This is a genomic window from Vogesella perlucida (assembly GCF_979366545.1).
This window is the reverse complement of record NZ_CEETRO010000005.1, coordinates 1-15,359: the sequence shown is the minus strand read 5'-3', so window position 1 is coordinate 15,359 and position 15,359 is coordinate 1. Positions and strand designations below refer to the sequence as shown.

12 protein-coding genes are annotated in these 15,359 nt (G+C 63.4%); 9 read left to right on the top strand and 3 right to left on the bottom strand.

Going from position 1 to position 15,359, the window contains the following annotated elements; translation table 11 throughout:
* The first annotated feature begins 133 nt into the window (after positions 1–133).
* Both hutU and hutH read left to right on the top strand, forming a co-directional pair.
* Positions 134–1,822: a urocanate hydratase gene (gene hutU, locus ACZ9XP_RS08490; RefSeq protein WP_147685433.1), complete on the top strand. Its 1,689-nt coding sequence runs from the start codon at positions 134–136 to the stop codon at positions 1,820–1,822.
* Positions 1,823–2,097: 275 nt separating this feature from the next.
* Complete coding sequence (gene hutH, locus ACZ9XP_RS08485; protein WP_465188269.1) at positions 2,098–3,633, top strand: histidine ammonia-lyase; 1,536 nt, start codon at positions 2,098–2,100, stop codon at positions 3,631–3,633.
* Positions 3,634–4,031: 398 nt separating this feature from the next.
* Here the strand turns inward: hutH and ACZ9XP_RS08480 are convergent, their stop codons facing one another.
* Entirely contained in the window at positions 4,032–5,234 is a 1,203-nt protein-coding gene (locus ACZ9XP_RS08480) for an MFS transporter (protein ID WP_465188268.1), read from the bottom strand.
* A gap of 92 nt (positions 5,235–5,326) precedes the next feature.
* Here ACZ9XP_RS08480 and ACZ9XP_RS08475 point away from each other — a divergent pair, with 92 nt between their 5' ends.
* Positions 5,327–6,127, top strand: a complete 801-nt coding sequence (locus ACZ9XP_RS08475; RefSeq protein WP_465188267.1) for an AraC family transcriptional regulator — start codon at positions 5,327–5,329, stop codon at positions 6,125–6,127.
* A 205-nt stretch (positions 6,128–6,332) separates the two neighbouring features.
* Here the strand turns inward: ACZ9XP_RS08475 and ACZ9XP_RS08470 are convergent, their stop codons facing one another.
* Positions 6,333–7,649: a methyl-accepting chemotaxis protein gene (locus tag ACZ9XP_RS08470; protein ID WP_465188266.1), complete on the bottom strand. Its 1,317-nt coding sequence runs from the start codon at positions 7,647–7,649 to the stop codon at positions 6,333–6,335.
* A 202-nt stretch (positions 7,650–7,851) separates the two neighbouring features.
* Here ACZ9XP_RS08470 and ACZ9XP_RS08465 point away from each other — a divergent pair, with 202 nt between their 5' ends.
* Genes ACZ9XP_RS08465 through ACZ9XP_RS08455 form a run of 3 tightly spaced genes read left to right on the top strand, consistent with a single transcriptional unit; the run spans position 7,852 to position 10,005 of the window.
* Positions 7,852–8,652, top strand: coding sequence for an MOSC domain-containing protein (locus tag ACZ9XP_RS08465; RefSeq protein WP_465188265.1), 801 nt, complete (start codon positions 7,852–7,854; stop codon positions 8,650–8,652).
* Between the two features lie 13 nt (positions 8,653–8,665).
* Positions 8,666–9,424, top strand: coding sequence for a substrate-binding periplasmic protein (locus ACZ9XP_RS08460; protein WP_465188264.1), 759 nt, complete (start codon positions 8,666–8,668; stop codon positions 9,422–9,424).
* Positions 9,421–10,005, top strand: a complete 585-nt coding sequence (locus ACZ9XP_RS08455) for a hypothetical protein (RefSeq protein WP_465188263.1) — start codon at positions 9,421–9,423, stop codon at positions 10,003–10,005. Before ACZ9XP_RS08460 ends, ACZ9XP_RS08455 begins: the two co-directional genes overlap by 4 nt.
* Here ACZ9XP_RS08455 and ACZ9XP_RS08450 read toward each other — a convergent pair.
* Positions 9,955–11,046, bottom strand: a complete 1,092-nt coding sequence (locus ACZ9XP_RS08450; RefSeq protein WP_438699048.1) for an NAD(P)/FAD-dependent oxidoreductase — start codon at positions 11,044–11,046, stop codon at positions 9,955–9,957. The genes ACZ9XP_RS08455 and ACZ9XP_RS08450 overlap by 51 nt on opposite strands.
* A gap of 284 nt (positions 11,047–11,330) precedes the next feature.
* On the opposite strand from ACZ9XP_RS08450, the gene ACZ9XP_RS08445 reads away from it, so the two are divergent.
* The 3 genes from ACZ9XP_RS08445 (at position 11,331) to ACZ9XP_RS08435 (ending at position 15,036) form a co-directional block, all read left to right on the top strand.
* Complete coding sequence (locus tag ACZ9XP_RS08445) at positions 11,331–12,938, top strand: HAMP domain-containing methyl-accepting chemotaxis protein (protein ID WP_147685450.1); 1,608 nt, start codon at positions 11,331–11,333, stop codon at positions 12,936–12,938.
* Positions 12,939–13,044: 106 nt separating this feature from the next.
* Positions 13,045–13,923, top strand: coding sequence for a DMT family transporter (locus tag ACZ9XP_RS08440; protein WP_465188262.1), 879 nt, complete (start codon positions 13,045–13,047; stop codon positions 13,921–13,923).
* Positions 13,924–14,010: 87 nt separating this feature from the next.
* Positions 14,011–15,036: a carbonic anhydrase gene (locus ACZ9XP_RS08435; protein WP_465188261.1), complete on the top strand. Its 1,026-nt coding sequence runs from the start codon at positions 14,011–14,013 to the stop codon at positions 15,034–15,036.
* Positions 15,037–15,359 lie beyond the last annotated feature (323 nt).

The following is a 15,359-nucleotide window of genomic DNA, read 5'->3' as shown; positions in this document are numbered from 1 at the left end:
TAGAAAACCTTGTACGAATGCAAATCAGCGGCGGCTATTAAAAAAATTCCGTGCTTTTCGTGTGCTTTCGTGGCCAAAAAAAGCTTTTACCGTGCTTTCGCGGCCAAAAAAGATTTTTAGAGGAGAGACTCCCATGAACGACCCGCGTTTTGATGCTACCCGTGTAATCCGCGCCCCGCACGGCAGCGACCTGCATTGCAAAAACTGGATCGCCGAAGCGGCCTTCCGCATGGTGCAAAACAACCTGGACCCGGACGTGGCGGAAAACCCGCAAGGCCTGGTGGTGTACGGCGGCATCGGCCGTGCGGCACGTAACTGGGAATGCTTCGACCAGATCCTGGCTTCGCTCAAAGAGCTGAACGAAGATGAAACCCTGCTGGTGCAGTCCGGCAAGCCGGTAGGCGTGTTCAAGACCCACGCCAACGCCCCGCGCGTGCTGATTGCCAACAGCAACCTGGTACCGAAATGGGCCAACTGGGACCACTTTAACGAGCTGGACCGCAAAGGCCTGTTCATGTACGGCCAGATGACCGCCGGTAGCTGGATCTACATCGGCAGCCAGGGCATCGTGCAAGGCACTTTCGAAACCTTTGTCGAAGCCGGCCGCCAGCACTACAACAACGACCTGTCCGGCCGCTGGATCCTGACCGCCGGCCTGGGTGGCATGGGTGGCGCGCAGCCGCTGGCCGCCACGCTGGCCGGCGCCTGCTCGCTGAACATCGAATGTCAGCAGAGCAGCATCGACTTCCGCCTGCGTACCCGCTACGTGGACAAGCAAGCGCGCGACATCGACCACGCGCTGGAGCTGATCAAGGAACACACCGCGCGCAAAGAAGCCGTGTCCATCGCGCTGCTGGGTAACGCCGCCGAGGTGCTGCCAGAGCTGGTACGCCGCGCCCAGGCGGGCGGCATCAAGCCTGATCTGGTTACCGACCAGACCTCCGCCCACGACCTGATCAACGGCTACCTGCCTGTGGGCTGGACCGTAGAACAGTGGAAAGACGCGCAAACCAAGCCGGAACTGCACGCCCGCCTGACCGCCGAAGCCGCCAAGAGCTGCGCCGTGCACGTACAGGCCATGCTGGACTTCCAGGCCATGGGCATCCCCACCGTGGACTACGGCAACAATATCCGCCAGGTAGCGTTTGACCAGGGCGTGGCCAACGCCTTTGATTTCCCGGGCTTTGTGCCGGCTTACATCCGCCCGCTGTTCTGCGAAGGCAAAGGCCCGTTCCGCTGGGTAGCGCTGTCCGGCGACCCGGAAGACATCTACAAGACCGACGCCAAGATCAAGGAACTGTTCCCCGACAACAAGCACACCCACCGCTGGCTGGACATGGCACGCGAGCGCATCAGCTTCCAGGGCCTGCCGGCACGCATCTGCTGGCTGGGCCTGGGCGAGCGTCACCTCGCTGGCCTGGCGTTCAACGAAATGGTGAAGAACGGCGAGCTGAAAGCGCCGATCGTGATTGGCCGCGACCACCTGGACACCGGCTCGGTCGCCAGCCCGAACCGCGAAACCGAAGCCATGAAAGACGGCACCGACGCCGTATCCGACTGGCCGCTGCTGAACGCGCTGCTGAACACCGCCGGCGGCGCCAGCTGGGTGTCGCTGCACCACGGTGGCGGCGTGGGTATGGGCTACTCGCAGCACTCCGGCATGGTGATCGTGGCTGACGGCACCGACGCCGCCGCCGAGCGCCTGGCCCGCGTGCTGGTGAACGACTGCGGCAGCGGCGTGATGCGCCACGCCGACGCCGGTTACGAGCAAGCCGTGGCCGCTGCCAAGCGCTTTGGCCTCAAGCTGCCGATGATCAAGTAAAGCCGTACCCTGCGGCCAACGTTGGCCGCAGGGGCCAGAATTTTTGCCACGAAAACCACGAAAGGGCACGAACAGAATCTGTTCGCCACGGAAGCACACGAAAAGCACGGAAGAAAAACCCAGGCCGGCAGCCTGAAAACCGATGGGCTGGCTGCATCAAGCCATTGCCCGGTTTGGCTGTTGTATTTTCCGTGTATACCGTGTGTTTCCGTGGCAAAAAAAAGATTTTCCGTGCTATTTCGTGGTTTTCGTGGCCGACAGAAAAAGGTACCACCATGACCACCATCACCCTTACCCCGGGCAAGCTCACCCTGGCCCAGCTGCGCCAGATCGCCCGCAACCCGGCCACCCAGCTGGCGCTGGATCCGGCCGCCCACGCTGCCATCGACGCCTCCGCCGCCACCGTGGCGCGCGTGCTGGCCGAAAACCGCACCGTGTACGGCATCAACACCGGCTTTGGCCTGCTGGCCAACACCAAGATCGCCGCCGACGAACTGGAGCTGCTGCAGCGCTCCATCGTGCTGTCGCACGCTGCCGGTATCGGCGAGCCGATGAAAGACAGCACTGTGCGCCTGGTCATGGCGCTGAAGATCAACTCGCTGTCGCGTGGTTTTTCCGGCATCCGCCGCGTAGTGCTGGACGCCATGATCACCCTGTTCAACAAGGGCATTTACCCGGTGATTCCGCAGAAGGGCTCCGTGGGCGCCTCTGGCGACCTGGCCCCGCTGTCGCACATGAGCGCGGTGCTGATCGGCGAAGGCGAAGCCTTTGTGGATGGCGTGCGCGTACCGGGCGATGTGGCCATGCGCAGCGCCGGCCTGGCGCCGATTACCCTGGCCCCGAAAGAAGGCCTGGCCCTGCTGAACGGCACCCAAGCGTCCACCGCCTTTGCGCTGGAAGGCCTGTTTGCCGCCGAAGACCTGTACGTAGCCGCCTCGGTCGCCGGTGCCATGTCGGTAGAAGCCGCCCAGGGCAGCCGCACCCCGTTCGACGACCGCATCCACCAGGTACGCGGCCATAAAGGCCAGATCGACGCCGCCGCGCAATACCGCGCGCTGCTGGGCGCCGGCTCGCAAATTGCCGACAGCCACGCCAACTGCGGCAAGGTGCAAGACCCGTACAGCCTGCGCTGCCAGCCGCAAGTGATGGGCGCCTGCCTCACGCAGATCCGCCAGTCGTCCGAGGTATTGCTGGTGGAAGCCAACTCGGTATCCGACAACCCGCTGGTGTTTGCCGACGATAACGACATCCTGTCCGGCGGCAACTTCCACGCCGAGCCGGTAGCGTTTGCCGCCGACAACCTGGCACTGGCCATTGCCGAAATCGGCTCGCTGTCCGAACGCCGCATGGCGCTGCTGATCGACAGCAACCTGTCCAAGCTGCCACCGTTCCTGGTGAACAACGGCGGCGTGAACTCCGGCTTCATGATCGCCCAGGTCACCGGCGCCGCACTGGCGTCCGAGAACAAATCGCTGGCCCACCCGGCCTCGGTAGACAGCCTGCCTACCAGCGCCAACCAGGAAGACCACGTGTCGATGGCCACCTTCGCCGGCCGCCGCCTGCGCGACATGGCCGACAACACTGCCGGCATCCTGGCGGTAGAGCTGCTGGCCGCCTGCCAGGGCGTGGACTTCCGCGCCCCGAACAAAGCCGCCGACGCGCTGGAAGACGCCAAAGCCGTGCTGCGTGAACAGGTCAGCTTCTACGACAAGGACCGCTACTTCGCGCCCGACATCGAAAAAGCCTGCGCCCTGATCCAGCGCGCCGAGTACAACCGCTTCGCCATCCCCGGCCTGCTGCCGTCGCTGTAAGCAGAGAGCGGAATGCGGCCAAGGTTGGCCGCAGCCAGACGTAAACAAGGGCAAGCCTGCGGGCTTGCCCTTTTGTCATGGGCTGGCGGTATGATGTTCGCTTGTGGCTTGTGGCTTGTGGCTTGTGGCTTGTGGCTTGTGGCTTGTGGCTTGTAGGTTGGTGCTGAGCGCAGCGAAGCCCAACGTTCACCGCGCATAAGCCGTAGCTCGGAGAAAGCGCAGCCGCATCCGGGCTTGCAATCCAATGTCGCAATGAGCTGGCCATTTGTATACCGTCCCATCATCCCGGATGCACCGCTGGCTTATCCGGACTACGTCTTTTAACCGCCACGCCTGGCGGGTAGTTGGCCGCACGCCGTAATGGCGTGCGGCCAACCTTGTTTTGGGCCGCGGTGTGGCTAGCGGCGGCGCAGCTCGGGCAGCAGCGCGGCGATGATGCCGGCCAGCGGCAGCCACGCGCACCACTGGTATACGGCCTGGATGCCGGCGTGGTCGGCCAGCTGGCCCAAGGCGGCGGCGGCCAGGCCGGCTACGCCAAACGCCAGGCCAAAGAACAGGCCGGAGATGGTGCCTACCTTTTGCGGTAGCAGCTCTTGCGCGTACACCAGAATCGCCGAGAAGGCCGACGACAGAATCAGCCCGATGATCACCACCAGCGCCAGCGTGGCAGTGAGGCCCACGTGTGGCAGCGCCAGCGCAAACGGTGCGCTGCCAAAGATGGAAAACCAGATCACGCGGCGGCGGCCGATGCGATCGCCCAGCGGCCCGCCCAGCAGGGTGCCCACTGCCACAGCCAGCAGGAAGGCAAACAGGTACAGCTGCGCGCTGGCGGTGGGTACGGCAAAGCGTTCGATCAGATAAAAGGTGAAGTAGCTGTGCAGGCTGGCCATATAGGTGTACTTGGTGGCCACCAGCGCCATCAGCACCGCCAGCGTTTTGCGGGTGTCGGCCGGCGACAGCGGGTTGGCCGCCACGCTGGCCCGGCGCTGTGCGGCGTGCGCCAGTTGGGCGCGATACCAGTTACCCACCTGCCACAGCAGCAGCATGGCCAGCAGGGTGAGCATGGCCACCCACGCCAGGCTGCCCTGGCCGTAGGGCAGGATCAGCAGCATGGCCAGCAGCGGGCCGGTGGCGGTGCCGCCGTTGCCGCCTACCTGGAACAGCGATTGCGCCAGGCCTTTGTGCCCGGCCGAGGCCAGCCGCACCACGCGCGACGATTCGGGGTGGAAGATGGACGAGCCGGTGCCCACCAGCGCGGCGGCGACCAGCAGCCAGCCGTACTGCGTGGCTTGCGATAGCAATAGCAGGCCGGCCAGCGTGGACAGCATGCCCAGCATCATGGCGTAGGGCTGCGGGCGGCGGTCGGTAACCATGCCTACCATGGGCTGCAGCAGCGAGGCGGTGCACTGGTATACCAGGGTCAGCAGGCCGATCTGGGCAAAGCTCAGCGCGTAGTTGCCCTTTAGCAGCGGGTACAGCGCCAGGATCAGCGACTGCATCATGTCGTTCAGAAAGTGCGCCGCACTCACGGCGCTAATCACGCGCCAGCGGGGTGTGGCGGTGTCAGGGTTGGCCGCAGCGGCGGCGGGGCTGGTGTTCATGGTGTGCTCCTTGTGGGGGAAGGTAGCCCATCCTAGAATGGCTATTCCTGCCTGTCCTGCTGCGTACGGGCACTAACTATCGAGAAAACGGCATGCACGCCCCGGTCGAAGACATCAACCCGCCGCTGCTCACCAGCGCCACGCTGATGATAGGCAAAACCCAGGAATACCCGGCCGGCTACGCCACCGTGCGCCACACCCACAGCACAGCCCAGCTGTTGTACGGCATTGCCGGCGTGATGCGCATCCTGACCCCGCGCGGGCAGTGGATCGTGCCGCCCAGCCGCGCCATTTATATCCCGCCCGGCCACTGGCACGAGGTACACATGCTCAGCCCGGCGCAGGTGCGCAGCGTGTACGTGCAGCCGCACGCGCTGGCCGGCATGCCGCAGCAGTGCTGTGTGCTGGCAGTCACGCCGCTATGGCGCGAGCTGCTGCTGGCCGCGGTGCGCATACCACCGCCGGTGTTGCCCGATACCCGCGCCGCGCGCCTGCTGGCCTTGCTGCTGGAGGAATGCGAAGTGCTGGAAACGCTGCCGCTGGCGCTGCCCACGCCCGACGACGACTTGCTGGCGCCGCTGTGCCGCCAGCTGCAGGCGCAGCCGGACGACGAACGCAGCAGCGAGCACTGGGCGGCCTGGCTGGGGGTGGACGTGCGTACGCTGCAGCGCCGTTTCCAGCGCGCTACCGGCATGAATTTCGGCGCCTGGCGGCGCCAAGCCAGGCTGATGCATGCGCTGGCGCTGCTGGCCGGCGGTGCGCGGGTGCTGGACGTGGCGCTGTCTGCCGGCTACGCCAGCCCCAGCGCCTTTACCGCCATGTTCCGCCGCCAGTTTGGCGTGGCACCCAGCGCGTTTTTTGCCAGCCCGGCACCGGATAACAGCGAGGACTAACGCCGCCACACGGCGGGCGGTGCGGCCAACTTATCCACAACCCTGGCCATCGCCACGAAGGCATACCGCTACACTGTGGATAAAATTGTTGACTGATTTAGTAGGAAATTCGTCGTGCTGCCACTGTGCCGTCTGGCCGCTAGCGGCGGCGAGCGGTGCATGGGGTGCTGGGCCACCCGCAGGGCGTTCGGGTACCAGGGCACGGCTAGTTTTTCAGGTGGGCAAACTGGCCGATGGCTTGCACCACTTTTTCTGCGCCATCGCGTATCTGCTGCATGGTATCGCCTGCCCCTTGGGTGAGCTGTACGCTGCCACGGGCTTGCTCCAGCAGCTGGTCCATATTGCTTACCGCGGTACGGGTTTGCTGCTGGATATCGCCCACCATGCCGGCAATCTCGGCCGTGGACGACGAGGTGCGCTCGGCCAGCTTGCGTACTTCGTCGGCGACCACGGCAAAGCCGCGGCCCATTTCGCCCGCGCGGGCGGCCTCGATGGCGGCGTTCAGTGCCAGCAGGTTGGTCTGGTCGGCAATGTCCTTGATGGTTTGCACGATGGAGGTAATGGCTTGCGAGCGCTCGCCCAGTGCCTGGATGTTATGGCCGGCTTGCTCGATGCTGGTGGCCATGGCGCGGATATCGGCCACGCTTTGCAGGATATTGCCCACGCCACTATCGGATAGCGCCTGCGTTTGTTGCGAGGTGGTCAGGGCAAACAGGGCGCTGTCGCGTTCTTTCTGCACCTGTAGCACCTTGGCGGTGATGTCGGTGGCGAACTTCACCACGCTGCTGACTTTGCCATCTTCATCAAACACCGGGTTGTAGCTGGCTTCCAGGTACAGGCGCTCGCCACGGCTGGTGAGGCGTTCTATCTGGCCGGAAAAGAACTGGCCACTGCGCAGCGTACGCCAGAGCTGCTCGTATTCCGCGCTGCCGCTAAAGCTGCTGTCGCAGAAAATGCGGTGGTGTTTGCCTTTGATCTCGTCCAGCCGGTAGCCCATGACCTGCAAGAAATTGTCATTGGCCTGGATGACCTGGCCGTCGGGGGTAAATTCGATCACCGCCATGGCGCGGTTCAGTGCGGCCAGCGTGGCTCGGTCGCGCGCAGCGGCCATGACGCGCGGGGTGATGTCGGTGGCAAACTTGATGAAACCTGTCACCTGGCCGCGGCTGTCCAGGATGGGGTTGTAAGTGGCTTCCAGCCACAAGGTTTGTCCTTGTGCACCAATACGCTTGATGCGGCCGCTGAAGAATTCGCCACGGCGCAGCGTGTCCCAGAACTGCTTGTAGTCGGCGCTGGCCACGGTCGCGCTGTCGCAGAAGGTGCTGTGCGGCTTGCCGGCAATTTGCTCCAGGCTGCTATAACCCAAGGTGCGCAGAAAGTTCTGGTTGGCCGTGATGACTTTGGCGTCCAGGTCGAACTGTACTACCGCATTGGAGCGGTCAATGGCGGCTTCGATGGCTTGGTGCTTGGCAAGCGCGGCGCTCAGGCTTGAAATTTCCTGTTTCAGGTGTTTATTGAACATCTTTATCTCCCATGCCTGCGGCGTAGCGGTGCACAGCATCAAGTAGCGGCAGAGTAGCCAAGATGGCTATTCTTTTAATAGGCGCATCTAACCAGTTTCTTTTGTTTCTATAAAATATAAATGACAAGCAGCCACGCGGAGGGCGTTGCTTAAGCTGCCCGCTGGCGTTAGCCTAGGGCGTCTTTACTATAGGGCACAGTTTATGGCGCTGACCCAGCTGTTTATCCACCCTTTGAAATCCTGCCGCGGCCAGGCCGTGGAAAAAGCGACGGTGACTTTGCAGGGGCTGGCCGACGACCGCGTGTGGCTGGTCGTGCGCCCCGATGGTAGCCAGATCACTGCGCGTACCCACCCGGCGCTGGTACAGGTGGAGGCGGCCGGGGCGGGGCAGGGTGCGTGGCAGTTTACTGCGCCGGGCCAGCAGGCGCTGCATACCGATACCGCGCGCTTTGCCCAGCCGCACCGCGCCCAGGTATGGAAAAGCGAGTTCACCGCACTGTGCGGCGATGAGGCGGCCGATGCCTGGTTCAGCCAGCTGCTGGCCGAGCCGGTGCAGCTGCTGTGGCTGGGGCAGACGACCCGCGTGTTCAAGGATGGCGTGACGCCGCTGTCGTTTGCCGACGGCGCGCCGTTTTTGCTGATCAGCCAGGCCTCGCTGGACGACCTGAACCAAAGGTTGGCCGCACCGGTTTCCATGCGCCAGTTCCGCCCCAACCTGGTGGTGGACGACGCCTTTGCCTTTGAAGAAGACGAGTGGCAGCGTATCCGCATTGGTGAAGTGGAGTTCGAGGTGGTCAGCCGTTGCACCCGCTGCATCTTTACCACCATTGACCCGGATACCGCCGAGCCCCACCCGCAAAAGCAGCCGCTGGCTACCCTGATAGGCTACCGCCGCCTGGACGAGGGCGTCTGCTTTGGCGTGAACCTGGTTGCGCGTAACAGCGGTGTACTGCAGCTGGGCGACGCGCTCACCGTTCTGGAAAGTACCCTGGCCTTTGATTAATTCAGTCCGCCACATGAGCAAGCCATGGTGCTGGCTAGCGGCCCTGCTGCTGGCGCTGCCGGCGCAGGCCGCCACCGTGATCAAGGTGGCCTTTCCGGAAAACAGCCCGCCCTGGGTCAATGCCGGGGTACGCCCCGGTATTGCGGTAGAGCTGCTACGCGAAGCGCTGCAAGCCGAAGGGCTGGCGCTACACCCGGTGTACTACCCGGTGGCGCGCCGCATGGCGCTGTTCCGTCGCAACGAGGTAGACGCCATCTACGATATATCGCCGCTGGCACAAAAACACGCCAACCTGCCCGGCACGCTGGGCCGCCCGCTGCACACCTTCGACAACCTGGCCATGGCGCTGCACAAGCGCCACCTCAAGCTGGACAACACCGCCGACCTGGTGGGGCTGAACATTCTGGCGTGGGATGGTGCGCAGAATGACATGCCGGACAGTTTCGACAGGCTGGAGGCGGTATCGCAAGGCCAATACAACGAAACCGGCGACCAGCGCCAGCAGGTGAAAAGCCTGTACACCGGCCGGGTAGACGTGATTCTGGCCGACCGCCTGGTGCTGGACTGGTACCGCAAGCACCTGCGCGGCGAGGCCGGGGTGGATGTGCGCCAGCCGGTAGACATTTTTGCCATCCTGCCGCCGCGCGAGGCTACCGTGCTGTGGCGTGACCCGATCCTGCGCCAGCGCATGGACTACCGCCTGCGCGAAATGAAAAACGACGGCCGCTATAACGCCATTTTCCGCCGCTACGACGCCGAACCGCAGCCATGAGCCTGCTGCACGGCTTGTTGCCGCAATACCAGTTTGCCGAGCGCCACCAGCGCCGCGTAGCGGCCACGCCCGCTGCGCTCATGCAAGCGCTGGCGCAGCTGCCGCAGTGGCAAGACCCGTGGATAAGCCGCTTTATCGCGCTGCGCGAGCTACCTGGCAGGTTGGTCGCACGGCTGGGTTACGCCAATGCCCTGCCACACAAGCCGCCGTTTGGCCTGCACGAATTTACCCTGCTGGCGCAGGGCGAGCACGAGCTGGTATGGGGGCTGGCAGGCGAGTTCTGGCGTAGCGATTACGGGCTGCAGCCCATTGCCGATGCGGCCAGCTTTGCCGCGCTGCCTTGCCCGCGCCTGGTGCTGGGTTTTACGGTCAGCGCCCAGCCGGATGGCCAGACGCTGCTCTGCACCGAAACACGGGTAGCCTGCCCCACGCAGGCCAGCTACCGCCGTTTTTGGCCGTACTGGTACCTGATACGGCCGGTCAGCGGGCTGATACGCCAGCGTATCTTGCGGGCGGTAGCCGGGCTGGCGCTAGCGCAGCAGGCTAGCCACCTCGGCCGCGATAGCCAGGCTGGCGGTTAAACCGGGCGATTCGATACCGTACAGGTTCACCAGCCCGGGTACGCCATGCACGGCCGGGCCCTGAATGACAAAATCCCCGTCTGCCGCACCCTGTGGCACGATCTTGGGCCGCACACCGCCATAGGTGGGCGCCAGCGCCCCGTCGGCCAGCCCCGGCCACCAGCGGCGAATGCTGCGGTAAAAGCCCTGCGCCCGCTGCGGGTCTACCGTGTAATCCACGCCATCAATCCATTCCACGTCCGGGCCAAAGCGCGCCTGGCCGCCCAGGTCCAGCGTCAGGTGCGTCCCCAGGCCGCCGGGCTCGGGCAGCGGGTAGATCAGCTGCGAGAACGGGCTGCGCCCACTCAGGGCAAAGTACACGCCACGGGCGTAGCGGGGCGTGGGGATGGTTTCACGTGGAACGCCATGCAGCTGCTGCGCCAGCGTGGGTGCCCATAGCCCGGCGGCGTTCACAACCTGCTGCGCCAGCACCTCGTAACCGTCAGCCAGCTGCAGCACCATGCCTGCGCGGCTGGCTTGCCCACCCAGAACAGGCGAAGCCAGCGCCAGCGTGGCACCGGCGTGTTCGGCATCGGCTAGCAGTGCTTGCATCAGCGCGTGGCTGTCGATAATGCCGGTAGCGGGCGAGTGCAGGGCGGCGTGGGCGTGCAGCGCCGGTTCGCGTTCGCGTAGCGCGGCGTGGTCCAGCCAGCTCAGCGCGACACCGTTGGCGGCGGCGTGCTGCTGTAGTGCGGCCAAGCTGCCGGCGTCGGCAGCGGCTACTGCTACTAGCAGCTTGCCGATGCGCTGGTGTGGTATGGCGCGCTCGGCGCAGTAGCGATACAGCATGTCGCGCCCGGCCACGCACAGCCGCGCCTTGTGGCTGCCGGGGGCGTAGTAGATGCCGGCGTGAATCACCTCGCTATTGCGGCTGCTGGTGTGCTGGCCGATGGCGGCCTCCTGTTCCACGATCATGACATCGCGCCCGGCTTGGGCCAGTGCACGGGCACAGGCCAGGCCGACGACGCCTGCACCGATCACGACGGTATCGATTTTGTCCATCCGCTTATCCCCCTTGCTGCTTGGCTATGGTGCCCCCGGCGCTACTACGCTGCATGTCATTGTTGCGGCTTTACAAAGCCTGCCTGGCAGCTGGCCGGGCTGGTGCAGGGGCCGCAAAGCCTTGTGCTGCAAGCGGCTACATGCAGGCCCATCACCCCTACCTTGCGGCCAGCCTTGAAGCCACGTTGGCTGTACGCACACAGTTCAGCATTGTCCACCCTGAACGCGCATACTATCTAAAGTAATAAGGCGTAAATCTATAAAAGATTGCATAAGGGGAAGCTATGAAAATTGCGCACAAACTGGGCTTGTTGGTGCTGATTACCGTCGTGGGTATGCTGGTGCTGGGCAGTGGCGCCATCTGGCAGCTCAAGCGTTTTCAGGCACTGCTGGACGATTCGGAAACCACCATTGCCAGTATCCAGCTGCTGGCCGATGCGCGGGCCAATTTCTTGGATTACAACGGGCTGGTGTTGCTGCATGTCATCAGTACCGACGCTTCCCGTATGCAGACCATCGAAGCGGAAATGAAAGAAGAGCGTCAAATCGTTGACGCATCGCTCAAATCGTACGAAGCCCTGGTGGCCGACGCGGAAGACCAGCGCCTGCTGGACGACGAGCGCCAGAAGCTGCAACGGGTGTGGAGCTTCTACGGCAATATCCTCGACCTGTCGCGCCAGCAGCGTACCGAAGAAGCCCGCCAGCTGTACGAACGCAATCTGCCGTCCATTAACGAGGCGGTAGCGGCGCTGGACAAACACGCCAAGTACAACAACACCTATGTAGAAACAAACCGTGTGAGCTCCGCCGCCATTCAGGCCCAATCGCTGGGTATTACTATCGGTCTGACCGCGCTGGGCGCACTGCTGGTTGGCCTGATCGGTTTTACCGTTTACCGCCAGGTAGACCGTGGGCTGGGTGGTGCACGACAGCTGATGCAGGACATTGCCGGTAACCTGGACTTTACCCGCCGGGCCCACGTGCAGGGTAAAGACGAAATCGCCCAGATGCTGACGGCGCTGAACCAGCTGATCGACAGCCTGCGTGGCAGCCTGAGCCAGATCATGGATGGCGCCCGCCAGATTAACCAAGCATCCGAAGCGGTAGCCGGGGCTGCGCACAAGGTAGCGCATGGCTCGGACGTGCAGTCGGAATCGGCCGCGGCCATGGCAGCCGCGCTGGAAGAAATCACAGTCAGCATCAACCACGTTGGCGACCGCGCGCAGGAAGCCGACCAGCTGGTGCGTAGTGCGGGTGCCAGCGCTGGCGGTGGCCGCAAGGTGATCGACAGCACCGTGGGCAGCATTCATGCCATTTCGTCTGCTGTCGGCGAGGCATCGGGCAATATGGCACAGCTGGACGAACGTAGCCGCGAGATTGCCAGCGTGGTATCGGTGATCCGCGACGTGGCCGACCAGACCAACCTGCTGGCGCTGAACGCCGCTATCGAGGCCGCGCGTGCCGGCGAAATGGGCCGTGGCTTTGCCGTGGTGGCCGACGAGGTCCGCAAGCTGGCCGAGCGTACCGCGCTGTCTACCCAGGAAATCGAAGCCAGTGTCGGGGCGATCCAGAGCGTGTCAGGTAGCGCGGTGGCGCGCATGCGGGCTGCCGTAGAGCGGGTGGATGGCGGCGTGGCCGAAGCCGGGCGGGCCAGCGAGGTCATGGGCGATATCGTGAGCAGTGCCACCCAGAGCTGTGAGCTGGTCGGGGAAATTACCCTGGCCATCCGCGAGCAAGGCGCCGCTACCAATGGTATTGCCAACCAGGTAGAGGCAGTCGCCAGCTTGGCCACCGATAACGCCATTGCCGCGGGCGATGCCTCCAGCCAGGCACAGCGCCTGCGCGAGCTGGCGTCCAGCATGCAGCACACCGTATCGGCCTACAAGCTGTAGCAGTATCTATCTCGCATGCGGCCAACCTGTGGGTTGGCCGCAGTCGTTTTGACGCCGGCATGCCGCTGCGTCACACTCGCCGGCTTCACGCATGACAGGCGTCACCATGTTGCCCTATATCGCCCTCACCGCAGCCATGCTGCTGTGGTCCAGCTCCTTTATTGCGCTCAAGACCGTGTTTGCCGTCTTCGACCCGCTATTCGTGCTGTTCTGCCGCATGATCATCGCCAGCATCTGCATGCTGCCGTTTCTGCTGCGGCGCGGCCAACGCTGGCGCTACCAGGCCGGCGACTGGCGCTGGCTACTGCTGATGGGGCTGTGCGAGCCGTGCCTGTATTTTTTGTTCGAAGCCCAGGCGCTACTGCATACCAGCGCATCGCAAGCCGGCATGATTACCGCCACCCTGCCACTGCTGGTGGCCGTGGGGGCGCACTTCCTGCTGAAAGACCGGCAGCCGCGCACCGTCTGGCTGGGTCTGGCGCTCTCGTTGGCCGGGGTACTGGTACTGACTGGTGGTAGCGAGGTACAAGCCAGCGCCCCCAACCCGGTACTGGGCAACCTGCTGGAATTCCTCGCCATGCTCTGCGCTACCGGCTATGTCCTGATCGCCAAGAAGCTCTCTACGCGCTATTCCGCCCTGGTCATCACCGCCACCCAGACGCTGATGGGCAGCGTGTGGTTCGGCGCGGCACTGCTCACGCCATGGGGCAGTTGGCCGCAGCACTACCCGCTGGACGCCATGTTATGGGTGCTCTATCTGGGCGCCTGCATCACGCTGGGCGCGTATGGCATGTATACCTGGGCGGTAGGCAAAGTCCCCGTCGCCCTGGCCGGCGCGTTCATCAACCTCATCCCGCTGTTTACGCTGGTTCTGGCCTGGCTGTACCTGGATGAAACACTCAATGCCACCCAGGCACTCGCCTGCGTCATGGTGCTGGGTGGCGTATTGCTTAGCCAGTGGCGCCCGCGCACCGCAAAAGACTGATATCGGACAATTGAGTTTTCCCGGCCAGAGCCGATACTGTTAAAAGCTCACATTAATTTGCAAGGTGTCCATATGGAATACAAGGGGATGGTTACAGCGCTGCTTGGCGCGTTATTTACACTCGGCACCACCGCAGCCATGGCCAGCGATGCGCATGCCCCCGCCGCCGCGCCCAAAGCAGCGGCCAGCCACGCCGCCCCAGCCGAGGCACCGAAGCCCGCCGAGGCCGGTCACGGCACGCCGGCCGCCAGTAAAGCGCCAGAGACGCTGTCGCCGTCCATCCACCCGCTGCGCCGCCCGGCTATCCACACCGCCACCGCGGTACACAAGCCAGCCGCTAGTCATGCCCGCCCGGCAAGCAGCCATAAACCCGCTGCCAGCCATGGCAAGGCCAAAGCCCACACGAGTGCAGCGGCAGGGCATGGCGATGCGCATGACGATGGCCACGGCCACGACAGCGAAACCGGCAAAGTACAAAACCTGGTGAAAGCCATGCTCGCGGCCAACTCCAACTATATGAAGCGCAACAACAGCAGCTACTTCGATAAATTTGCCAGCAAGCAAACCCCGCGTGCCACCGTGGTCACCTGTGCTGACTCCCGCGTGCAAAGCAACGCTTTCCACCCCGACGCCGTCAACGACCTGTTCATGGTGCGCAATATCGGTAACCAGCTGGCCACCTCCGAAGGCTCCATCGAATACGGCGTGCGCCACCTCAACACCCCGCTGCTCATGTTCATCGGTCACGCAGTTTGCGGCGCCGTGGCAGCCGCCAGTGGCGACTTCAGCAAACTGGAGCGCCCCATCCAGAAAGAGTTGCTCACCATCAACATTCCCAAAGGCATCAACGTCAATGAAGGCGTACTGATGAACGTGAACAACCAGGTGGAATCCGCCATGCTGAAATTCGGCGGTGAGGTCGAATCCGGCAAACTCGCCGTCATCGGCGCCTTCTACGACTTCCGCAACGACTACAAGCAAGGCAAGGGCAAACTCATCATCACCAATATCAATGGTGAAACCGACCCCGCCAAGCTGGCCGCCCTCACCAAAGCCGGTAACTTCTTTAATGCCGCCACCGGCATGAGCGCCGCACCGGCGGGCGGCCACTAGCCAGAGCCGTTATTATTAGTATCTAGTCAGGCAATAGGCGGCGTACCGCCCACCCTTGGCAGACACCCCGCCGCTTATCCGCAAGCCGCCGTGAAAACGGCGGCTTTTTCGCGACCATATAAATCAAATACTTATCGATATTTACTAAGATATTTACAGTTTTCTGCTAACAAAGTGTTGACGCCCTTCGCTCGTCTGGGTATAGTTCGCCTCCTCAGCTGACGACGCAAACGAAACAAGCAGTCAGCACCGCTCTTTAACAGACCAAATAACCGATAGGTGTAAGTGTCTGGCTAAGCCAAATACTTGCACTGCAAAGATTT